At 38.7% G+C, this 21,511-nt stretch carries 19 protein-coding genes; all 19 read left to right on the forward strand.

Annotated features, from left to right (window positions below):
• Nucleotides 1-512 precede the first annotated feature (512 nt).
• The 19 genes from lepA to K3T81_RS05875 all read left to right on the forward strand — a co-directional run bounded on the left by lepA (nucleotide 513) and on the right by K3T81_RS05875 (nucleotide 21,510).
• On the forward strand, nucleotides 513-2,321 hold the full coding sequence (gene lepA / locus K3T81_RS05785) for a translation elongation factor 4 (RefSeq protein ID WP_238018805.1): 1,809 nt from the start codon (nucleotides 513-515) through the stop codon (nucleotides 2,319-2,321).
• 75 nt (nucleotides 2,322-2,396) lie between these two features.
• On the forward strand, nucleotides 2,397-3,554 hold the full coding sequence (gene hemW / locus K3T81_RS05790; protein ID WP_238018806.1) for a radical SAM family heme chaperone HemW: 1,158 nt from the start codon (nucleotides 2,397-2,399) through the stop codon (nucleotides 3,552-3,554).
• Nucleotides 3,555-3,705: 151 nt separating this feature from the next.
• A complete protein-coding gene (gene hrcA / locus K3T81_RS05795; RefSeq protein WP_106896974.1) occupies nucleotides 3,706-4,737 on the forward strand; it encodes a heat-inducible transcriptional repressor HrcA in 1,032 nt (343 codons plus the stop codon).
• A gap of 81 nt (nucleotides 4,738-4,818) precedes the next feature.
• The gene (gene grpE, locus K3T81_RS05800) at nucleotides 4,819-5,400 is read left to right on the forward strand and encodes a nucleotide exchange factor GrpE (RefSeq protein WP_106896973.1); all 582 of its coding nucleotides are present in this window, start codon (nucleotides 4,819-4,821) and stop codon (nucleotides 5,398-5,400) included.
• Nucleotides 5,401-5,430: 30 nt separating this feature from the next.
• Nucleotides 5,431-7,272 (forward strand): molecular chaperone DnaK, encoded by a 1,842-nt coding sequence (gene dnaK / locus K3T81_RS05805; RefSeq protein ID WP_238018815.1) that lies wholly within the window; start codon nucleotides 5,431-5,433, stop codon nucleotides 7,270-7,272.
• Between the two features lie 269 nt (nucleotides 7,273-7,541).
• Nucleotides 7,542-8,669 (forward strand): molecular chaperone DnaJ, encoded by a 1,128-nt coding sequence (gene dnaJ / locus K3T81_RS05810; RefSeq protein ID WP_238018817.1) that lies wholly within the window; start codon nucleotides 7,542-7,544, stop codon nucleotides 8,667-8,669.
• Nucleotides 8,670-8,775: 106 nt separating this feature from the next.
• Complete coding sequence (gene prmA, locus K3T81_RS05815) at nucleotides 8,776-9,714, forward strand: 50S ribosomal protein L11 methyltransferase (RefSeq protein WP_238018818.1); 939 nt, start codon at nucleotides 8,776-8,778, stop codon at nucleotides 9,712-9,714.
• Between the two features lie 64 nt (nucleotides 9,715-9,778).
• On the forward strand, nucleotides 9,779-10,549 hold the full coding sequence (locus K3T81_RS05820; protein ID WP_238018819.1) for a 16S rRNA (uracil(1498)-N(3))-methyltransferase: 771 nt from the start codon (nucleotides 9,779-9,781) through the stop codon (nucleotides 10,547-10,549).
• Nucleotides 10,537-11,883 (forward strand): tRNA (N(6)-L-threonylcarbamoyladenosine(37)-C(2))-methylthiotransferase MtaB, encoded by a 1,347-nt coding sequence (gene mtaB, locus K3T81_RS05825; protein WP_106896968.1) that lies wholly within the window; start codon nucleotides 10,537-10,539, stop codon nucleotides 11,881-11,883. The genes K3T81_RS05820 and mtaB overlap by 13 nt, the downstream gene beginning before the upstream one ends.
• Nucleotides 11,884-12,001: 118 nt before the next feature.
• The gene (gene deoC / locus K3T81_RS05830) at nucleotides 12,002-12,673 is read left to right on the forward strand and encodes a deoxyribose-phosphate aldolase (protein WP_106896967.1); all 672 of its coding nucleotides are present in this window, start codon (nucleotides 12,002-12,004) and stop codon (nucleotides 12,671-12,673) included.
• Between the two features lie 143 nt (nucleotides 12,674-12,816).
• Complete coding sequence (gene rpsU, locus K3T81_RS05835; RefSeq protein WP_010650937.1) at nucleotides 12,817-12,993, forward strand: 30S ribosomal protein S21; 177 nt, start codon at nucleotides 12,817-12,819, stop codon at nucleotides 12,991-12,993.
• 15 nt (nucleotides 12,994-13,008) lie between these two features.
• Nucleotides 13,009-13,455, forward strand: a complete 447-nt coding sequence (locus K3T81_RS05840) for a GatB/YqeY domain-containing protein (protein WP_036572509.1) — start codon at nucleotides 13,009-13,011, stop codon at nucleotides 13,453-13,455.
• Nucleotides 13,456-13,692: 237 nt separating this feature from the next.
• A complete protein-coding gene (locus tag K3T81_RS05845; RefSeq protein ID WP_238018820.1) occupies nucleotides 13,693-15,021 on the forward strand; it encodes an NfeD family protein in 1,329 nt (442 codons plus the stop codon).
• A gap of 36 nt (nucleotides 15,022-15,057) precedes the next feature.
• Nucleotides 15,058-16,050 carry a flotillin-like protein FloA gene (gene floA / locus K3T81_RS05850; RefSeq protein WP_106896966.1) on the forward strand — a complete coding sequence of 331 codons (993 nt, stop codon included), beginning with the start codon at nucleotides 15,058-15,060 and terminating at the stop codon, nucleotides 16,048-16,050.
• A gap of 31 nt (nucleotides 16,051-16,081) precedes the next feature.
• Nucleotides 16,082-16,597, forward strand: coding sequence for a hypothetical protein (locus K3T81_RS05855; protein ID WP_106896965.1), 516 nt, complete (start codon nucleotides 16,082-16,084; stop codon nucleotides 16,595-16,597).
• Nucleotides 16,598-16,756: 159 nt separating this feature from the next.
• On the forward strand, nucleotides 16,757-17,038 hold the full coding sequence (gene yqfC / locus K3T81_RS05860; protein WP_106896964.1) for a sporulation protein YqfC: 282 nt from the start codon (nucleotides 16,757-16,759) through the stop codon (nucleotides 17,036-17,038).
• Nucleotides 17,039-17,060: 22 nt separating this feature from the next.
• Nucleotides 17,061-18,287, forward strand: a complete 1,227-nt coding sequence (yqfD, locus tag K3T81_RS05865; protein ID WP_238018821.1) for a sporulation protein YqfD — start codon at nucleotides 17,061-17,063, stop codon at nucleotides 18,285-18,287.
• A 2-nt stretch (nucleotides 18,288-18,289) separates the two neighbouring features.
• Complete coding sequence (locus tag K3T81_RS05870; protein WP_106896962.1) at nucleotides 18,290-19,255, forward strand: PhoH family protein; 966 nt, start codon at nucleotides 18,290-18,292, stop codon at nucleotides 19,253-19,255.
• Between the two features lie 191 nt (nucleotides 19,256-19,446).
• Entirely contained in the window at nucleotides 19,447-21,510 is a 2,064-nt protein-coding gene (locus K3T81_RS05875) for an HD family phosphohydrolase (protein WP_238019037.1), read from the forward strand.
• The last annotated feature ends 1 nt before the right edge of the window (nucleotide 21,511 follow it).

Raw genomic sequence — 21,511 nt, forward strand, 5'->3', positions numbered from 1 at the left:
TTCGTTCTATGAAAGGATGCGTTCACACATGCTACCTTTCAATACTAGCGAGATTTTCTCAACTTAACAAAGAAGATTTGCTATAGATTTCAGCCAGAGACTTTCTTTCTATCTCATAAGTCAGGTGGTGACGCTTTATTCGTATTTCGATATTTCTTGAATATAAGGCAGGCTATTGCTATAATCAATGCTAGCCCTTATCGTTGTTAGAAGTAGGAGTTTTTAAGAGGTTGCTCCACCCGAGTTATAGATTATTATTTGATAGTGAACTTAAAGGGGATTCATAATCCTTATATAAAGTGAAACTTCAATCAGTGGGGGTTTTCATTCTTCCCCCACTGATTGTTAGTTGAGCGAATCGGGATGTTAGCGTCCGTTTACTCCTACTAACGGTTTCACCTCATGTTTGAAGTGGGAGTCTTACGGACGGTTACACCGGGATAAATTACAACGATAAATTTGGAACTTTTATCTAATTTAAGATAAAAGGCATGTAGGAGTGAACACCAATAATGGCAAAAAAACAGAGAAATGTCCGTAACTTTTCAATTATCGCCCATATTGACCACGGCAAATCTACGTTGGCTGATCGGATTTTGGAAAACACCAAAGCGATAACACAACGCGAAATGAAGGATCAGTTACTGGACGCAATGGACCTTGAAAGAGAACGCGGTATTACAATTAAATTAAATGCAGTTCAGTTGGAATATACAAGCAAAAGTGGAGAAGAATTTATATTTCATCTAATTGACACACCGGGACATGTGGATTTTACATATGAAGTTTCTAGAAGTTTGGCTGCCTGCGAAGGAGCAATCCTAGTAGTGGATGCAGCCCAAGGGATCGAAGCACAGACGTTGGCGAATGTTTATCTAGCATTAGATAATGAACTTGAAATAATTCCAGTCATTAATAAGATTGACCTCCCAAGTGCTGATCCAGACCGGGTGAAGCAGGAGTTGGAAGATGTTATCGGCATTGATCAGGATGACGTTATTCTAGCAAGCGCCAAATCGAATATCGGTATTGAAGACATATTGGAACGGATTACCGAAGCAGTCCCTGCGCCAGCGGGAGATGTTGAAAAGCCCCTTCAAGCATTAATTTTCGATTCATTATACGATTCTTATCGTGGGGTTGTTGCCTATGTATGTATTAAAGAAGGATCTGTAAAAGTTGGAGACAAAATACAGATGATGGCAACCGGAAAAACATTCGAAGTGAATGAGCTAGGTGTTTTCGGACCGAAGCCTATTAGTAAAAAGGAACTTACAGTAGGAGATGTAGGTTTCCTAACAGCCTCCATTAAAAATGTTGGGGATTCTAGAGTTGGGGATACCATTACACTTGCTAATAGACCTGCTACAGAGCCGTTACCAGGCTACCGCAGACTGAATCCTATGGTATTCTGTGGTCTTTATCCTGTCGATTCGAATGACTATAATGATCTTAGAGAGGCGCTTGAACGACTTGAATTAAATGATTCTTCTCTACAATACGAACCTGAAACATCACAGGCATTAGGCTTTGGTTTCCGCTGTGGTTTTCTTGGTCTATTGCATATGGAAATTATTCAGGAACGAGTTGAGAGAGAATTTAATATTGATTTAATAACTACTGCTCCTAGTGTAATCTACGAAGTTGAGCAAACGAATGGAGAACTGATGGAGATAGATAATCCATCATTAATGCCAGATCCTCAACAAATAAGTCAAATTCGAGAGCCATTCGTCAAGGCTACGATAATGGTACCTAATGAGTACGTGGGTGCGGTTATGGAAATAACGCAGAAAAAGCGCGGGCAATTTATTGATATGGAATATTTAGATGACATTCGCGTTAATGTAGTATATAACATTCCTTTATCAGAAATAGTGTATGATTTCTTTGATCAACTAAAATCTCAAACAAAAGGGTATGCATCTTTTGATTATGAGTTAATTGGTTATAGAGAATCTACATTAGTTAAAATGGATATTCTTCTAAATGCAGAAACGATTGATGCGCTTTCCTTTATTGTTCATCGTGATTTTGCTTATGAAAGAGGAAAGCAAATTGTCGACAAATTAAAAGAACTTATTCCACGCCAGCAATTTGAGGTCCCTGTTCAAGCGGCGATTGGGAATAAAATCGTAGCCCGTTCCACTATTAAAGCAATGCGTAAAAATGTGCTAGCTAAATGTTACGGTGGGGACATATCACGGAAACGTAAATTATTAGAGAAACAAAAAGAGGGTAAAAAACGAATGAAGATGGTAGGCTCTGTTGAAGTGCCACAAGAAGCATTTATGGCCGTCTTACAAATGAATGATGATTAATCGTAAAGGGAGGGAGAACTTGTGGGTGTTAAAGCCTGCAGGTTTCCCTTTTCCTTTTACACTGGAGGATTTACATTGAAAAACGAAATTCAATCGGTTTATGTTCATATTCCGTTCTGTGAGCAGATCTGTCACTATTGTGATTTCACCAAGTTTTTCTTTAATGAAAAGCTGGCTACAGAGTATATAGAGGCATTAGCAAATGAAATTAATACGAATGTACCAGGTGAGAAAAACAAAATCAAAACAATTTTTATCGGCGGAGGAACCCCTACTGCATTGACTTTAACGCAGCTTACATCCCTTTTAAAAATTATTGATACAAAATTTGATGTTTCAAGTTGCGAAGAATATACGATTGAAGCAAATCCAGGTGATTTTGATGAACAAAAGATACAGCTTCTTGCAGCATATGGTGTCAATCGAATCTCTCTAGGAGTACAGGTGTTTGATGACCAAAAGTTAGAAGAACTGGGGCGACTGCATAAAATTAAAGATGTTTATCAAACTGTAGATAGATTAAAGCAACATGGTTTCTCAAATATAAGTCTTGATTTGATTTATGCTTTGCCGAACCAGACGGTAGACCAGTTCAAGGGATCATTAGAAGAAGCTATGTCTTTTGGACTTCCACATTTGTCTACTTATGCATTGCAAATCGAACCAAAGACAGTATTTTATCAGAAGCATAAAAAAGGGAAACTTCATCGTCCAGCACAGGAAGAAGAAGTTGACATGTATCATTTACTAAGGGAGACGACGAAAGCTTATGGGGTTGAGCAATACGAAATAAGTAATTTTGCGAAACCAGGATACGAAAGTAAGCATAATTTAACTTACTGGGGTAATGAATATTATTACGGCTTTGGGGCTGGTGCATATGGTTATTTACCAGGTAAACGTTACGGGAATATCAAGCCACTTCCAGCTTATACAAAGCAAGCAATGAAAGACGGCCACCCAATTCTTCATGTAGATACTATTACTAGGAAAGAAAGAATTGAAGAAGAAATGTTCCTAGGTCTTCGTAGAACGAAAGGGGTAAGTAAGAAGCATTTTCAAAATAAGTTTGGCATGGCCCCAGCAGATCTTTACAGTAATTCGATTGAGGAGCTTATTCGTAGAGATTGGTTGGCTGAAGATAAAGAATGGTTGCGTCTAACAGATGACGGTCTTCTTCTTGCAAACGAAGTATTTGAACGTTTCTTACTTGATGATCCGGTTACAATATAAGAAATGAAGATAACCAATCTTTTTTAAATGTTGGTTCTTATGTGGAATTTTCAATTTGTAAGGCATGGTCGTTGACAAAAAAATTATGATTTGATAATTTAATATTAGAATTAGCACTCGCTGCTAGAGAGTGCTAACAGGGGTGATCATCATGTTAACAGAAAGGCAGTTATTAATACTACAAGTCATTGTTGATGATTTCATCGAGTCAGCTCATCCTGTTGGGTCTAGAGCTATTTCAAAGAAAGAGCATATACCATTTAGTGCTGCAACAATTCGCAACGAAATGGCAGATATAGAAGAGCAAGGCTACCTGGAAAAGACACATTCTTCCTCTGGGAGAGTCCCGTCTGAAAAGGGCTATCGCTATTATGTTGATCATTTGATTTCTCCGGCGGGGCAAACTCACAAGGGGAATGTTATCAGCCATATGTTAAAGGATGGGTTTTTCGAATTTGAACAGATTGTTCAAATGTCAGCCGAAGTACTGTCTGAATTAACCAACTATACATCCATTATTTTGGGGCCGGAATTATTCGAAACGAAGTTGAAGCAAGTACAGTTGATTACGTTATCGGCACATACAGCTGTAGCTATCCTTGTAACGAATACAGGTCATGTTGAACACAGATCGTTTTCCATTCCGGCTGAGGTAAACCCATCAGATTTGGAAAGAATGGTAAACATCTTGAATACTCGGTTGCATGATGTACCTATTTTAAAGCTGCAAGAGATTTTCAACACAGAAATTGCAGCTATGATGAAGATGTATGTAGAGGATTTTGATCGATCCTATGATTACCTTAAAGCAGCATTTTTGTCAGATCACCCGGTCAAACTTTATATTGGTGGTAAATCTAATATTTTAAGACAGCCTGAATTTAACGATGTGGATAAAATCCGCTCTTTCTTTACCATGATGGATAAAGAAGAAGAAATAATTAGCCTGCTCAAACATACAGACCATGGTATTAATGTCTCGATCGGCAAAGAAAACGAAGTAGATGCAATTAAAGATTTCAGCTTAATTACCTCCTCCTACCAGTTAGGGGATGGGCAACTTGGAACGATTGCATTACTAGGTCCGATGAGAATGGAATACAAAAAGGTCATTTCGCTGCTGAACATTGTATCGAATGAAATGACAGATGCATTGTACATGTGGTATAAAAACAATGAGTAAACAGTTGAAGGCAGACCATTTTATCTACAGTACATGAAGTGGTATAGTTTAACAGGATGATTTAATAGGAGGTGGCACATAGTGGAAAACGAAGATAAAAACGTTATAAATGAAAATGAAACAGAAAATAATGAATCAGAACATATAGAAGTGATTGATTCAGAAGAAAGCATCATGGAAGAAGCTGGAAACGCAGGAGAGAGTCCGGACCCCTTACAACAAGAAGTGGACAAACTAAAGCAAGAAAAAGATGAAGTATACGGACGCTTTTTGCGATTGCAGGCTGAATTCGATAATTTTAAGAAAAGAACACAAAAACAAAAAGAAGCTGATCGCAAGTACAAATCACAAGACTTGGTAAATGATTTGTTACCTGCGGTTGATAACTTTGAAAGAGCCCTTCAGGTAGAAAGTTCTGAGGAAAATGCGGGGCTGGTTGAGGGAATTACAATGGTTTACCGTCAACTTAAGGATGCATTGAAGTCAGCTGGTGTGGAAGAAATTGAAACCACTGGCAAGGAATTCGATCCTAATCTTCATCACGCTGTAATGCAAATTGAAGATGCTGAATTAGAAGCGAACACCGTAGTAGAAGAGCTGCAAAAAGGTTATATGCTTAAAGATCGTGTTATTCGACCAGCAATGGTTAAAGTGAATAAATAAAGAGAAGCGCAGTTAAGGAGGAAATGGAAGATGAGTAAAATTATTGGAATTGACTTAGGTACTACTAACTCATGTGTGTCTGTAATGGAAGGTGGAGAAGCAGTTGTTATCCCTAACCCGGAAGGCAACCGTACTACACCATCTGTTGTAGCTTTTAAAAATGGTGAACGTCAAGTAGGGGAGGTTGCGAAACGTCAAGCAATTACTAACCCTAATACGATTCAATCTGTTAAGCGTCATATGGGAACAGATTATAAAGTTAAAATTGAAGACAAAGAGTATACACCACAGGAAGTATCAGCGATTATTCTTCAACATATTAAATCCTATGCAGAAGATTATATTGGTGAAAAGGTAGAAAAAGCTGTAATTACTGTACCTGCTTACTTTAATGACGCAGAGCGTCAAGCAACAAAAGATGCTGGTAAGATTGCTGGATTAGAAGTAGAGCGTATTATCAATGAACCAACTGCGGCAGCACTTGCATATGGTATTGATAAAGAAGATCAAGATCAAACTATCCTAGTTTATGACCTTGGTGGCGGTACGTTTGACGTATCCATTCTTGATATTGGTGATGGTACATTTGAGGTTGTTTCAACAGCAGGTGATAACAGACTTGGTGGGGATGACTTTGATAATGTAATTATTGATTACATGGTTCAAGAATTCAAAAAAGAAAACGGCATCGATCTTTCTAAAGATAAAATGGCGACACAACGTCTTAAAGATGCAGCTGAAAAAGCGAAAAAAGATCTTTCTGGTGTATCTCAAACACAAATTTCACTACCATTTATTACAGCTGGTGAAGCAGGACCACTTCATTTAGAAATGAACATGACGCGTGCTAAATTTGAAGAGCTTTCTTCAGAATTAGTTGAACGTACAATGGTTCCAACAAGAAAAGCATTGCGAGATGCAGATCTTTCTTCAAATGATATTGATAAAGTTATTCTTGTTGGTGGTTCCACACGTATCCCAGCGGTACAAGAAGCAATTAAACGAGAAATCGGGCAGGATCCTTCAAAAGGTGTTAACCCTGATGAGGTTGTAGCACTAGGTGCAGCAATTCAAGGTGGAGTGCTTCAAGGTGATGTGAAAGATGTTGTTTTACTTGATGTAACACCACTATCTCTTGGTATTGAAACAATGGGATCTGTCTTTACTAAATTAATCGAGCGTAATACAACCATTCCAACTAGTCATTCACAGGTATTCTCAACTGCTGCTGACAACCAAACAGCTGTTGATATTCATGTTATGCAAGGTGAACGTGAAATGGCTGCAGATAACAAAACACTTGGCCGTTTCCAACTAACAGATATCCCGCCAGCACCAAGAGGAGTACCTCAAATCGAAGTATCCTTTGATATTGATGCTAATGGTATCGTAAATGTACGTGCTAAAGACATGGGTACGAACAAAGAGCAATCTATTACCATTAAATCTTCTTCTGGTCTATCTGACGAGGAAGTAGAAAAAATGGTTCAAGAAGCAGAAGAAAATGCTGATGCAGATAAAAAGCGTCGTGAAGAAGTAGAACTGCGCAATGAAGCAGATCAGCTTGTCTTTACTACTGATAAGACTATTAAAGATCTTGGAGACAATGTATCTGACGAAGAAAAACAAAAAGCAGAAGCTGCAAAAGAAGAATTAAAATCTGCAATCGAGTCTGATGACCTTGATCAAATTAAAGAGAAAAAAGATGCATTGCAAGAACAAGTTCAACAGCTGTCTGTTAAGATGTATGAACAAATGCAAAAAGATGCAGAAGCTCAACAAGGTCAAGAAGGCCAAGAAAACAGTGGCGATGATGTAGTCGATGCTGACTATCAAGAAGTAGATGACGAAGAAGGTAAAGAAAATAAATAATGCAGGATATCTCGCTATAATATAAATATAGTGGGAGAGATCTTACCCTGTAATCCAAAGTCAAAGTCAGGATTCTCTTGGCTTTGACTTTTTTACACATTGTGAAAGTAAAAAAATCACCTATATAGGATTTTGTTGTTTCAAGTGTTCAAATTCATTTTGTTGAGTGGTTGTGGTTTTTACAGAAAGCTAAAACCGATTTGCCATGCGAGTTAACTTGATGATATGATAAAATTTATGCAATAGTGTGTGTCGGGAGAGTGATGGAGTTGAGTAAGCGAGATTATTATGACGTTCTTGGGGTAAGTAAAGAGGCTCCAAAAGAAGAAATAAAGAAAGCTTATCGTAAATTGGCAAGAAAATATCATCCAGACGTGAATAAAGAAGCAGATGCATCAGAAAAATTTAAAGAAGCAAAAGAAGCTTATGAGGTGCTTAGTAACGAGCAGAAACGTGCTCAATATGATCAATTTGGTCATGCAGATCCTCAAGGACAGGGATTCGGTGGATTTGGCGGCGGAGCTCAAGACTTCGGTGGTTTCGGAGATATCTTTGATATGTTCTTCGGCGGCGGGGGTAGACGAAGAGACCCCAATGCACCGCAACAAGGCGCTGATTTACAATATACTATGGTTCTCGATTTTAAAGAGGCCATATTTGGCAAGGAAACAGATATTACAATTCCTAAAGAAGAAAACTGTGATACATGTGATGGGTCTGGAGCTAAACCTGGGACTAAAACAAAAACATGTTCGCACTGTAACGGTTCTGGACAGTTAAATATGGAACAGAACACTCCTTTCGGTAGGGTTGTAAACAAACGAGTTTGTAATTACTGTAGCGGTACCGGTAAAATAATTCCTGAAAAGTGTAATACTTGTGGAGGAAATGGAAAAGTCAAGAAGCATAAGAAAATCCATATTACAATACCAGCCGGAATAGATGAAGGTCAGCAAATTCGAGTTTCTGGTAAGGGTGAAGCAGGCGTAAACGGAGGACCTCCAGGCGATTTATATGTTGTGGTTCAGGTGAGAAGAGATGAATTCTTTGAACGTGAAGGAGATCATATTTTCTGTGAACTGCCACTAACCTTTGCACAGGCTGCACTTGGTGATGAAGTAGAAGTTCCGACGGTTCATGGAAATGTAATGCTTAAAATACCAGCCGGAACCCAAACAGGCAAAACTTTCCGTATGAAAGGGAAAGGGGCACCCAATGTTCGTGGTTATGGACAAGGTGACCAACATATTAAAGTCAAAATAGTTACACCTACCAAGTTAACTGAGAAACAAAAAGAATTATTAAGGGAATTTAATGATATAGCTGGGAATGAAGCTACAGATGAGCAGGAGAGTTCTCTGTTCCAGCGATTTAAAAAAGCTTTTAAAAGTGAATAAGCGGTGCGTTAAGCACCGTGTACATATTATGAGAATAGGAAAGATTGAAAGCTGGTGCTTTAGATAAATAGTTTCTTAATTTCTCAAGAGAAATGGGTGAGCGGTAATGAAATGGTCAGAGGTCTGTATTCATACAACAAATGAAGCAATTGAGCCAATATCTAACATTCTTCATGAAACAGGGGCAAGTGGCCTGGTGATTGAAGATCCAATGGACTTAGTGAAAGCACATGCGACTCCATTTGGTGAAGTATTTGAACTTGACCCTTCTGAATATCCTGAGGAAGGAGTCTATATTAAGGCATACCTTCCAGTTAATAGCTTTTTTGGAGAGACAGTTGAAGAGATTAAACAGGCGATTAATGAATTAATGCTTTATGATATTGACCTCGGAAAGAACCAAATCTCTCTAAGTGAAGTAAATGAGGAAGAGTGGGCTACTGCTTGGAAAAAGTATTACAAGCCTGTTAAGATCTCAAAAAGAATTACGATTACACCAACTTGGGAAGAGTATGAGCCCGTAACAAGTGATGAGATTATCATTGAGTTAGATCCAGGTATGGCATTTGGTACAGGTACCCACCCAACTACGGTTTTAAGTATCCAAGCCTTAGAGCAATTTTTGGCAGTAGGAGATGACGTAATCGACGTCGGTTCAGGTTCAGGTGTGTTGAGTATTGCAGCTGCTTTGTTAGGAGCAGAAAAAGTAGATGCCTTTGATTTAGATGACGTAGCTGTGACGAGTACACGATTAAATGCCAAGCTAAACAAATTAGGTGAGAAGATACATACAAAGCAAAATAATCTTCTTGACCATGTGAACGACCAGGCTGACGTCATTGTATCGAATATACTCGCTGAAATCATTGTACGCTTTGTTGATGACGCGTGGAGAAACTTGAAGTCAGGTGGCTACTTTATTACTTCAGGAATAATTCAAAATAAAAAACAGCTTGTAAAAGATAAATTAGAGGAACAAGGCTTCACGATTATCCAAGTCAATGAGCTAGAAGACTGGGTCTCCATTGTAGCAAGAAAAGCATAGAGCGCCGCATGGAGTCGTCAAATATAAGTAGATATTAAGTAATATGGAGGTAGGTGTGTGAGGCGTGCAACAATACTTTGTACCTGAGGAAAATTGGCAAGCCGAATCCGTGACGGTTTCCGGTGATGATGTCCATCATATTAACCGTGTTGTTCGACTAAAAGCAGAAGATGAAATAATTTGCAGCCACCCAGCTGGGCATGCCGCACGCTGCATTATAGCTTCTATTGAGTCAGACGCAGTTCATGCTACCGTGATAGAGTGGCTAGACAATTCTGTTGAACTACCAGTTGATGTTACCATTGCGCAAGGCTTACCCAAAGGGGATAAATTAGACCTTATCATTCAAAAGGGAACCGAGCTAGGTGCCAAAGCTTTTATACCTGTTCAGGCTAAGCGTTCTGTAGTAAAGTGGGACGATAAAAAACGCCACAAGAAAAAAGTGCGATTTGAAAAAATAGCGAAAGAAGCAAGCGAGCAAAGCCATCGAAACCTTATTCCACAGATAAAAACAATTATGTCATTATCAGAGTTAATCGACGAAAGTAACCAATATGATGTGAAAATTTTTGCCTATGAAGAAGAAGCAAAAACAACCAACTATCAATCGTTTAGTACGATTTTGCAGGGGATGAAAGAAGGACAAAAATTGTTAGTGCTCATTGGTCCTGAAGGCGGTATTTCGGAAGATGAAGCAGCACAGTTAAAAGAAAGTGAATTTAGTCCCGTTCGTTTAGGGCCACGTATTTTACGTACTGAAACAGCTGCCCTGTATATGCTTGCGAGTGTTTCTTATCATTTTGAAGAATTGAGGTGGAATGAATGCCAACAGTAGCATTTCATACATTAGGGTGTAAAGTGAATCATTATGAAACAGAGGGGATTTGGCGAATGTTCATGGATAACGGCTATGAGCGAGTGGATTTCGACCATGACTCTGATGTTTATGTAATTAATACTTGTACTGTAACCAATACAGGAGACAAAAAAAGCAGACAGGTAATCAGACGTGCAATTCGGAAAAATCCGGAAGCCATTGTTTGTGTAACAGGTTGTTATGCGCAAACTTCCCCTGGTGAAATCATGGAAATACCTGGAGTCGATGTTGTTGTCGGCACACAGGACCGTAAGAACATGATTAAATACATTGAAGAACATAAACAGACTCGTGAACCAATTAATGGTGTAACCAACATAATGAAAAACCGTGTGTTTGAAGAAATGGATGTTCCTGAATTCACTGATAGAACACGTGCCTCACTGAAGATTCAAGAGGGCTGTAATAATTTCTGTACCTTCTGTATTATTCCTTGGTCTCGAGGCTTACTTCGTTCAAGAGATCCTGAAAGTGTAATTAAACAGGCACAGAACTTAGTGGACGCTGGTTACAAAGAAATTGTACTAACAGGAATTCACACAGCAGGGTATGGGGAAGACCGTAAAGATTATAACTTTGCAATGTTGCTTAAGGATCTGGAAACAAAAGTGGAAGGGTTAAAGCGTATCCGCATTTCTTCAATTGAAGCCAGTCAAATTACAGACGAAGTAATTGAAGTGTTAGATCAATCCGAAAAAATTGTTCGCCATTTGCATATTCCCTTACAATCAGGCTCAGATACTGTTCTTGCCAGAATGCGTCGGAAATATTCTAGCGATTTTTATAAAGAGAAGGTTATGAAAATACGTAAAGCCTTGCCAGGACTTGCAATTACATCAGATGTTATTGTTGGGTTCCCAGGTGAAACGGATGAAGAGTTCCAAGAGACCTATGCGTTTATTAAAGAAATTGGATATTCTGAGTTACACGTATTTCCTTTTTCCAGAAGAACGGGGACACCTGCCGCAAGAATGGACAACCAAGTGGAAGAGGATGTTAAAAATGACCGTGTCCACAAACTTATTGAGCTATCTGATCAACTTGCAAAAGAATATGCTTCAGAATTTGAGAATCAGGTACTTGAAGTAATACCGGAAGAGCGAGTCCATGATGAAAACAATCCGGAAATGCTTGTAGGTTATACTGACAATTATCTTAAAGTACGTTTTGAAGGAACACACGATATGATAGGAAAGCTTGTTCGAGTAAAAATTAACCAGGCCGGCTACCCATATAACGAGGGAACATTTGTTAGGGTGATGGAAGATGCTCCAGCAGTAGCAGCGAAATAAAAAACCGGTCTGCGGACCGGTTTTTCTTATTCGTTGTTTTTCATAAAATTAGATTTCTACTATGCTACATGATATTATGGAAGAAAAGCACGTGCTGCAAAAGAGGAAGGATGACACGATGAGTAAAAATTTAGCAAGCTATATAGATCATACCCTATTAAAACCCGCTACAACACAAGAACAAATTGAAAAAATTGTGGAAGAAGCAAAAGAATACCACTTTGCATCTGTTTGCGTAAACCCATATTGGGTTCCGCTTTGTTATAAACATTTAAAAGACACGGATGTAAAGGTTTGTACTGTAATTGGCTTCCCACTTGGTGCTAATTCCACACAGACAAAAGTATTTGAAACAAAACAAGCTGTTAGCGATGGGGCTACAGAGGTAGATATGGTAATCAATGTTGGTGAACTAAAAGCTAAACATGATGACCTGGTAAAAGCAGATATTCAAGCAGTTGTTGAAGAAGCTAAAGGACAAGCGTTAACGAAGGTTATTATTGAAACATCATTGCTAACCGACGAAGAAAAAGTACGTGCATGTAAGCTTGCAAAACAGGCCGGAGCTGATTTTGTTAAAACATCCACTGGTTTTTCTGGGGGTGGAGCATCAGTAGAGGATATTAAACTTATGCGCGAAACGGTTGGCCCAGATATGGGTGTGAAAGCTTCCGGTGGTGTTAGAGACCTAGCTTCCACAGAGGCGATGATAGATGCTGGTGCAACTAGAATAGGCGCAAGCGCTGGGATTGATATCATTAACGGCAATACTGGAGCTTCCGATTATTAAAGTTTTTATGCAAAACTTTAACAGAATGTAAATAATTTGTTGACCAATAACTAGGAATATATTATACTTTAACAAGGCATGTGATAGCAGATTACATATGCCGGTACAATTCTTTTTTGTGCTTCGGAGGGAGGGAAATTAGCATGTCAAATACAACTCGCGTTCGTAAAAACGAGTCTCTTGAGGATGCTCTTCGTCGCTTCAAGCGTAGTGTGTCAAAAAGTGGTACACTGCAGGAATATCGCAAGCGTGAACATTATGAAAAACCTAGTGTTAAGCGTAAGAAGAAATCTGAAGCTGCTAGAAAGCGTAAATTCTAAAGTGGGTGCAAGAGCATGGGATTACTTGAACAGCTGAATCAAGATATGAAGCAGGCAATGAAGCAGAAGGATAAAGAAAAACTAAGCGTTATCCGTATGGTTAAATCTTCATTGCAAAATGAATCAATTAAGCTTGGTAAAGACTCAATTAGTGAGGATGAAGAATTAACAATCCTTTCAAGAGAGTTAAAGCAAAGAAAAGATTCCCTCCAAGAATTCAAATCAGCTGGACGCGAAGATCTTGTTAAAAAACTTGAAGTTGAAATCAATATTTTGCAAGAATATATGCCGAAACAGCTTACAGAAGAAGAGCTTGAGGTAATTGTTCAGTCAACGATTCGGGAAGTTAACGCAACATCTAAGAAAGATATGGGTAAAGTGATGAGTGCTGTCATGCCAAAGGTTAAAGGTAAGGCAGATGGCTCTCGGATAAACAAACTCGTACAACAGCATTTGGACTAATCTAAATATAAAAAATCCCTGCTAGCAATAGCAGGGATTTTTTATATACGAACTTTTCTTCTCAACCATAATTTTTGTAACTTGTATCAATTATTAATAGTCTAAGTAAGTTTGTTTAAAATTTACAAACAGTCTCGAATGTATGATACTATTTAGAGGAGTATAAAGAAAAATGAAACTTTACGCCTTACTATTCCGTATATAAAGAGGAACCGTTTAGAGGAGGTGAATCCTATATTGTCAAGAAAGAGGCTGCTACCATACATAGTACTAATATTTACCGTTTTATTTTTATGTAGCCCTTTTATAAAAAGCATTGCTCATGCTGATAATGGGGCAGGTAAAACAGTTTATGTGATTCCTATTGAAAAGGAAGTAGAACGGGGTCTGGAAGCTTTTTTGAAAAGAACGACAGATGAAGCTGTTGAACAGGGTGCAGATCATATCATCTTTGAAATAAATACACCAGGAGGTCGAGTGGATTCTGCTGGACAGATAGCAGGCCATTTACAGGCGTTGGAAATTCCAACTACATCATTCGTAGTAAATGAAGCATTGTCCGCTGGCTCATACATTGCATTAAATACGGATACAATATACATGCGTCCACAAGCGACCATGGGTGCAAGTGGTGTTATTACTTCTGATGGAAATGCTGCAGATAAAAAAGCACAATCTGCGTGGCTTGCATCGATGCGAAGTGCTGCGGAGTCTAAAGGCAGAGATCCGCTATATGCAGCTGCCATGGCAGATCCAAGTATTGATCTATCCGAGTACGGTGCAGGAGAGGGAGAGTATTTAACCTTAACTCCAAGTATTGCAACAGAAGTTGATTATTCAGAGGGTACGGTTGATGACAGAGTAGAACTATTAAATGAGCTTGGTCTTTCTGACGCTACTATTGTTGAAAAAGAAACAACAATTGCTGAGGAGGTAGCTAGATTTCTGACCAATCCGATTGTCATTCCGATCCTACTATCAGTAGCCAGTCTCGGCTTGATTGTAGAACTTTATTCTCCAGGTTTTGGTGTGCCAGGATCCATGGGCATTATCGCGTTAATCTTATTTTTCTATGGCCACTTTGTAGCAGGTTTGGCAGGTATGGAAGCCATGATCCTTCTCCTACTAGGAGTTGTGCTACTAATTGTAGAATTTTTTGTCCCGGGGGGGATTCTTGGGTTATTGGGAATTGGCGCTATCATTGGATCTCTGCTGATGTCTGGGTATGACATTGGCCATATGTCTATGAGTATCGCAATAGCCTTTATGGTCGCTGTTATTGCCTCCGTCATTTTATTTAGAAGAATTGGTCTAGACAAAGGGGTCTTTCGCCATATCATTCTAAGAGACCAAACAACTACTGAACTGGGATATGTGTCAACAGCAAATCGCTTAGAGCTATTAGGGCTGGAAGGTAAGACGGTTACGCCACTTCGTCCTGCCGGTACAGCAGTGTTTGACAATGAGCGTCTCGATGTAGTGTCAGAAGGTAGTTTCATTGAAACAGACCGTAACGTGAAGATCGTTAAGGTAGAAGGAGCTCGTATTGTAGTTAGAGAAATCTAACTTTAATAAATAAAACAATTAACAGGAGGAACTTACATGGAAATACAAGATCTAATGCCGTTAATCATTATAGCGGTAATATTGATTGCAGTAGCAATTTTATTTACTTTCATACCCGTGATGCTATGGATTAGCGCACTAGCTGCCGGTGTGAAAGTGGGCATCTTTACATTGATTGGTATGCGTCTTCGTCGTGTTGTGCCAAATCGTGTTATTAACCCATTGATTAAAGCACATAAAGCCGGACTTGATGTGACAACGAACCAGCTTGAGAGTCATTATCTTGCTGGTGGTAATGTGGACAGAGTAGTTAATGCGCTAATTGCCGCTCACAGAGCAAATATCGAGCTTCCTTTTGAACGAGGAGCAGCTATTGACCTTGCTGGGCGTGACGTACTGGAAGCTGTACAAATGAGTGTAAATCCTAAAGTAATTGAAACGCCATTTATTGCCGGTATTGCGATGGATGGTATTGAAGTAAAAGCAAAAGCGAGAATTACAGTTAGAGCAAACATTGACCGTTTGGTCGGTGGTGCGGGCGAAGAAACTGTTATTGCCCGTGTTGGTGAAGGTGTGGTAAGTACAATTGGTAGCTCAGAAGCTCATACCAAAGTACTGGAAAATCCGGATTCCATCTCACATAATGTGTTAAATCGTGGACTTGATGCTGGTACAGCCTTTGAAATCCTTTCGATCGATATTGCAGACGTGGATATCGGGAAAAACATCGGAGCCATTCTGCAAACTGATCAGGCAGAGGCTGATAAAAACATCGCTCAAGCAAAAGCCGAAGAACGTCGTGCGATGGCTGTTGCTCAAGAACAGGAAATGGTTGCTAGAGTACAAGAAATGCGTGCTAAAGTGGTAGAAGCAGAGGCAGATGTTCCATTGGCTCTTGCAGAAGCATTACGTTCAGGGAATCTTGGGGTAATGGATTATATGAATTATAGAAATATTGATGCAGATACTGACATGCGTGACTCGCTTGGTAAATTGTCTGAAAATCACGATGACAACGATCAAAACTAAGCGCTTTGGTATTAAAGGAGGCGTTTCGTAAATGGATGCTATATCCAATTTAATGGAAGCGATTTTTGGCAATATTTTCATCCTAATTGCCATTGTTGCCGGTATTATTGGCTTTTTCAAAAATGGTTCTGATAATAAGGGAGATCAACAGTCTCCCAATCAGCCCCGGCCAACTTCAACACCGTCGGGAAGAACGAATATGCCGAGCCAAAGAACATCTACTTCCACAAATACTCAACATAGTACAGTAGATACTTCTTCTGTTGAGGAGAGGCATCAACGCCAACTTGATCAGTTGGCTGATAGGTATGCTACAACTAAACGCTCTGCAAATAGCATTCCAGACAATCTGCAGAGAAGCTCCTCGTTGAGGGAAGGAAAAGAAAAGAAAGAAGAACAGTTATCTACCAAACAAAAAAAGTTTAAGAAACGGTTCGACCGCAACCTCACAAAGCAAGGTGTTGCAAATGGGGTAATCATGGCTGAGATACTTGGACCACCAAGAGCTAAGAAGCCTTATCGAAGTGTAACGTCAGAAAGAAAATAATAGATAATCCAGAATGAGGAATATATCCTTCCTTGTTCTGGATTTTTTTATTGGAATTTTTATTTTGTAAATGCTTGTTAAGACAGGTTGTTTTCTACGTTTCCAGTTCTTATTAAAGTATTGGAAACATAAATATGTAGAGGAGAGGGGGCTGCATCTGTGAAGAAATTGCAACAAGGCATTCGCCCATGGTTAATAAAATATCTTGCGCTTCCTTCTGATATAGTGCTTGAACTTCCACGCATCACTATTATAGGACAGTTACATGTCTACATTGAGAATCATAAAGGCCTGGCCACATATTCTGAAACAGAGCTCAAGCTAAAAATAAATAAAGGATTTATTCAAATAACGGGATCGGCCTTTGTATTAAAGATGATGCTACCGGAAGAAATCTTATTAGAAGGCACCATTCAGGAAGTGAAGTTTGTACCAGAATAACTAGTGTGTTGAGGGGGAAAAAATGAAACAGGTACAGGATTCTTATCTGACAGGTTATGTTACATTATCCGTCACAGGTGAAAAGCCTGAGCTTTTTTTTCAACATTGTACAAGCGCTGGAATAACGGTTTGGAATGTTAGAAAGATAGCGCCTGATAGGTGTGATGGCAACTTAAAGCTACGAGATATTAAATATATTCGTAAACTTAATAAACAAACCAATTACAAATTAAAATTTACCGATAGAAAGGGCTATCCCTTTTTATTTCGAAGATTTGTTAGACGTAAGGAATTATTGCTTGGCATAATCCTTAGCATGTTTCTAATTTTATTTCTTTCTAATATTATCTGGGAGGTAAAAATAACAGGGGTTCCTAAAGATATTGAAGAAAAAATTAACAAGCAACTACAAAGCGATGGCATACATCCAGGGGCTTGGATTTTCTCATTAAAGTCCCCGAATGAGATTCAACAGAAATTAGTTAAGGATGTACCTGAGCTATTATGGGTCGGTGTGGAGCAAAAAGGGACAACCTTCTCTCTTGAAGGGGTAGAGAAAATCATTGTCGAAGAAGAAGAGCCTATAGGACCGAGGGATCTAGTAGCAACCAAAAAGGGGATCATCAAGAAGATGTATGTCTCAAATGGGCTAGCAAAAGTTCAAGTTAACGATTATGTGAAACCAGGTGATAAGCTTGTTTCAGGTGTTATAAACGAGACAACTAAAGAAGATAATAAGGAAGAAGATAAAAAGAAGGAAGAAAAAAAAGAGCTAGTAGCAGCTGAAGGTGAGATTATTGCAACCACTTGGTATGAAGTGAACGTGACAGCTCCATTGGAAACAAGCTATGAGAGCTTAACAGGGAATAAAGAAAAAAAATTCTTCTTAAAAACTGGAAATTTTCATTTGCCAGTATGGGGTTTTGGTACCCCAGATTACAAACATATTCATAGAGAAATAAACCAGAACAAGATAAAATTTTTAAAATGGGAGCTGCCTGTAGAATTTGTTGAAACCACTTTGAATGAAAAAACGTATACTAGTGTAGAACGTTCTCAGGAGGAAGCGGTTAAAGCAGGAATAGAGCAGGCAAAACAAGAGTTGACACTCCAACTTGGCCCTGATGCGGTAATCGTTTCCGAAAAAGTTTTGCATGAAACAATCGAGAATGGTAAAGTTAAATTAAACTTATATATTAACGTTGAAGAGAACATAGCTAAAGCCCAACCTTTAACCCAAGGAGATTGATTATGTCAGAGAACCTAACGGAAATTGATTTACAACTCAACAGTCCAAATGAAGCGTTAGCCTTGTTTGGAACAAACGATAAATATCTTCTTCAATTGGAAGAACAGTTGAATGTCTCTATTGTTACAAGGGGAGAAGTCGTTCGCGTATCAGGAGATGAGACCAATATTACGCTTGTTCAGAACATACTCTTAACCATGTTATCTCTTATTAGAAAAGGGTTAACCATTTCTGAACGCGATGTCGTATATGCTGTTGACCTGGCAAAAAAAGGTAAGATTGATCAGTTTGAGACGTTATTTGAGGATGAGATAACTAAAAATGTTAAAGGGAAATCCATCCGTGTCAAAACGCTTGGTCAAAAGAAGTATATTGCTTCTATTAAAGCAAATGATCTTGTGTTTGGAATTGGACCAGCAGGAACCGGTAAAACGTATCTAGCGGTTGTAATGGCTGTACATGCTCTAAAAAATGGCAATATCAAGAAGATCATCTTAACACGACCAGCTGTGGAAGCAGGAGAAAGCCTAGGTTTCTTACCTGGTGACCTAAAGGAGAAAGTTGATCCATACCTTCGTCCCTTGTATGATGCTTTGCACGATGTTTTAGGAGCAGAACATACGCAAAGGTTAATCGAACGGGAAACAATAGAAATTGCTCCTCTTGCTTATATGAGGGGGAGAACATTGGATGACGCTTTTGTCATTTTAGATGAGGCTCAAAATACGACACCTGAACAAATGAAAATGTTTTTAACAAGATTAGGTTTTGGTTCAAAAATGGTTATTACCGGTGATGTTACCCAGATAGATCTTCCAAAAGGGAAAAAATCCGGATTACAGGCTGCTGCACAGATGCTTGATCAGGTAAAAGGTATTTCTTTTACCTACCTGGAGCAAACCGATGTTGTCCGTCATCCCCTTGTACAACGTATTATAAATGCGTACGAAAAAAGGGAATCAAGCTAAATAAGACCCTGAGAAGGGTCTTATTCTCTATTCATTTTAAAATTCAAACTATACAGAACTACTAAAAAGGGGTATTTCAGTTTTTCTATTTAGATGGATGTGGGGGGGAGAAATTGAAAAAGAACAAAGGGTTTAATAAGAGGGTTTATCGAAGTTTAAGAAAGAACTGGTTTCTTATATTAATATCGACCATGCTGCTAGCAGTTTTCTTCTTTTTCATAACACTGGGAAACGTACATACAGAGATATACAATATAGAACGGTTTGCAAATGCTACGGAAACAATCCGTTCTCCAATCACCATAGAGAATGAACAGGAAACACAGAGGAAAACGAGAGAGACCGTACAGTCTGTTGAAGACAGGTTCAATATCTCAGAAGAAATTACAGAAGAGCGTTTATCTTATACGAACGAAGTTTTTGAAGCGATTTCTAAGCTTGAAGAAGAGAATCCAAATCCCGAAGAGAATAATGAAGATGCAACAAGGGTACCGCTGACTAGTCAGGAGAAGGTGCAGCGTTTAAAGCAGATTCTTTCGGATGAAATTACAGAGGAGTTAAGTGATTCTGTATTATCAAGTCTCGTTAACATGCCTCAAGCACAGCGTGAGAAAGGCAAAGAAGTACTTCTTGAAGCACTAAAAGCTACTTTTGAAACGGGTGTAAGAACAGAAAGCTTAGCTAGTGCAAGGTCAAATGCCAAGGAAATTATTGCATATTCCTCATTAAATGAAGATATTACAAAAGTATTATCAGAATTAGCAAACTTTGCAGTAGTGGAAAATTCTATCTATGATGCAGAAAGTACAAGCGAAGCGCGTAAAAACGCTGCTAGTAGTGTAGAGCCGGTGATGATACGAGCTGGTGAAGTTATTGTACGTGAAGGTCAAACCATTACAAATGAAGTTTATGAAGAAATGAAGCTTGTTGGATTGCTTAACAATGAGCGTAATATATACCCAATCATTGGCTTAGGCTTCTTAGTCATTTTACTATCCTGTTTTGTGGCATATGAAATGAATTGGGTTACAAAAAAGTTTCACGCAGATAAGCGCAAAATTGCTTCCATTGTGCTGATAAGTGTCATTGTTGTTTCCTTGATGAAAATTGTTAGCTTATATACGACACAAAGTAATCAGTTATTCTTTGTAGTTCCGGTGGCGACGGGTGTGCTGCTCATTAAACAATTAATCCATGAGCGCTCAGCTATTGTTTTAAGTGTAATATACGCCACTTTGGGAAGTATTATTTTCAATTATCAAATCCCAGGTTCACTAAATATTGAAGCTGGTATTTATTTTCTGCTATCACAGCTAGCAGCTATCATTTTTCTAATGAATGTGAAGGATCGTTTGGCGATTTTGAAGGCCGGAGCAGGGATGTCCATTGTAAATATTGTAACGCTACTATCATTTGTATTTCTATCCTTCGAAAAATATGCTATTGGAGATATATTTATTCAAACAGCATATGGAATCGGAGCGGCTTTCTTGTCAGCAGTATTAACTATAGGGTTGTTACCATTTTTTGAGACTGTCCTTGGTATCCTTTCTGATATTAAATTGTTGCAGCTTTCTAGTCCTAATCAGCCACTGCTAAAAAAACTGTTAACAGAAGCACCCGGGACCTACCATCATTCGATTATGGTTGCTAATCTCAGTGAAACAGCATGTGAAGCGATTGGAGCAAATGGTTTGTTAGCGAGGGTCGGGGCATATTATCATGACATGGGAAAAACCGTAAGGCCCCATTATTTTATTGAAAATCAGCTAGCCATAAAAAATCCACATGATGTGATTAGTCCGAAGCAAAGTGCAGAAATCATTATTAGCCATCCTTATGATGGAGCTGAAATGCTACAAAAATATCGCATACCAAAAGAGATCATCGATATTGCATCCCAGCATCATGGAACAACACTACTAAAATATTTTTATTACAAAGAAAAGGATAAAAATAAAGATGTGAAGGAATCAGACTATCGTTATCCCGGGCCCAAACCACAGACAAAAGAAGCTGCCATTATTTGTATTTGTGATTCTGTTGAAGCAGCTGTACGATCTTTAAAAGAACCGACTGAGGAAAAAATAGAGGAAATCGTAGCCTCCATTATTCGAGATAGAATGACAGATGGGCAGTTGGATGAAAGTCCATTAACGCTTCAAGATTTAAATTTAGTACAACGCACCATATGTGATACACTCAAGGGGATATTCCATTCAAGAATTCAATACCCAATGAAGGAGGCAAAATAGT

This window comes from Oceanobacillus jordanicus (assembly GCF_022095695.1).
Classification (GTDB): domain Bacteria; phylum Bacillota; class Bacilli; order Bacillales; family Amphibacillaceae; genus Oceanobacillus_B; species Oceanobacillus_B jordanicus.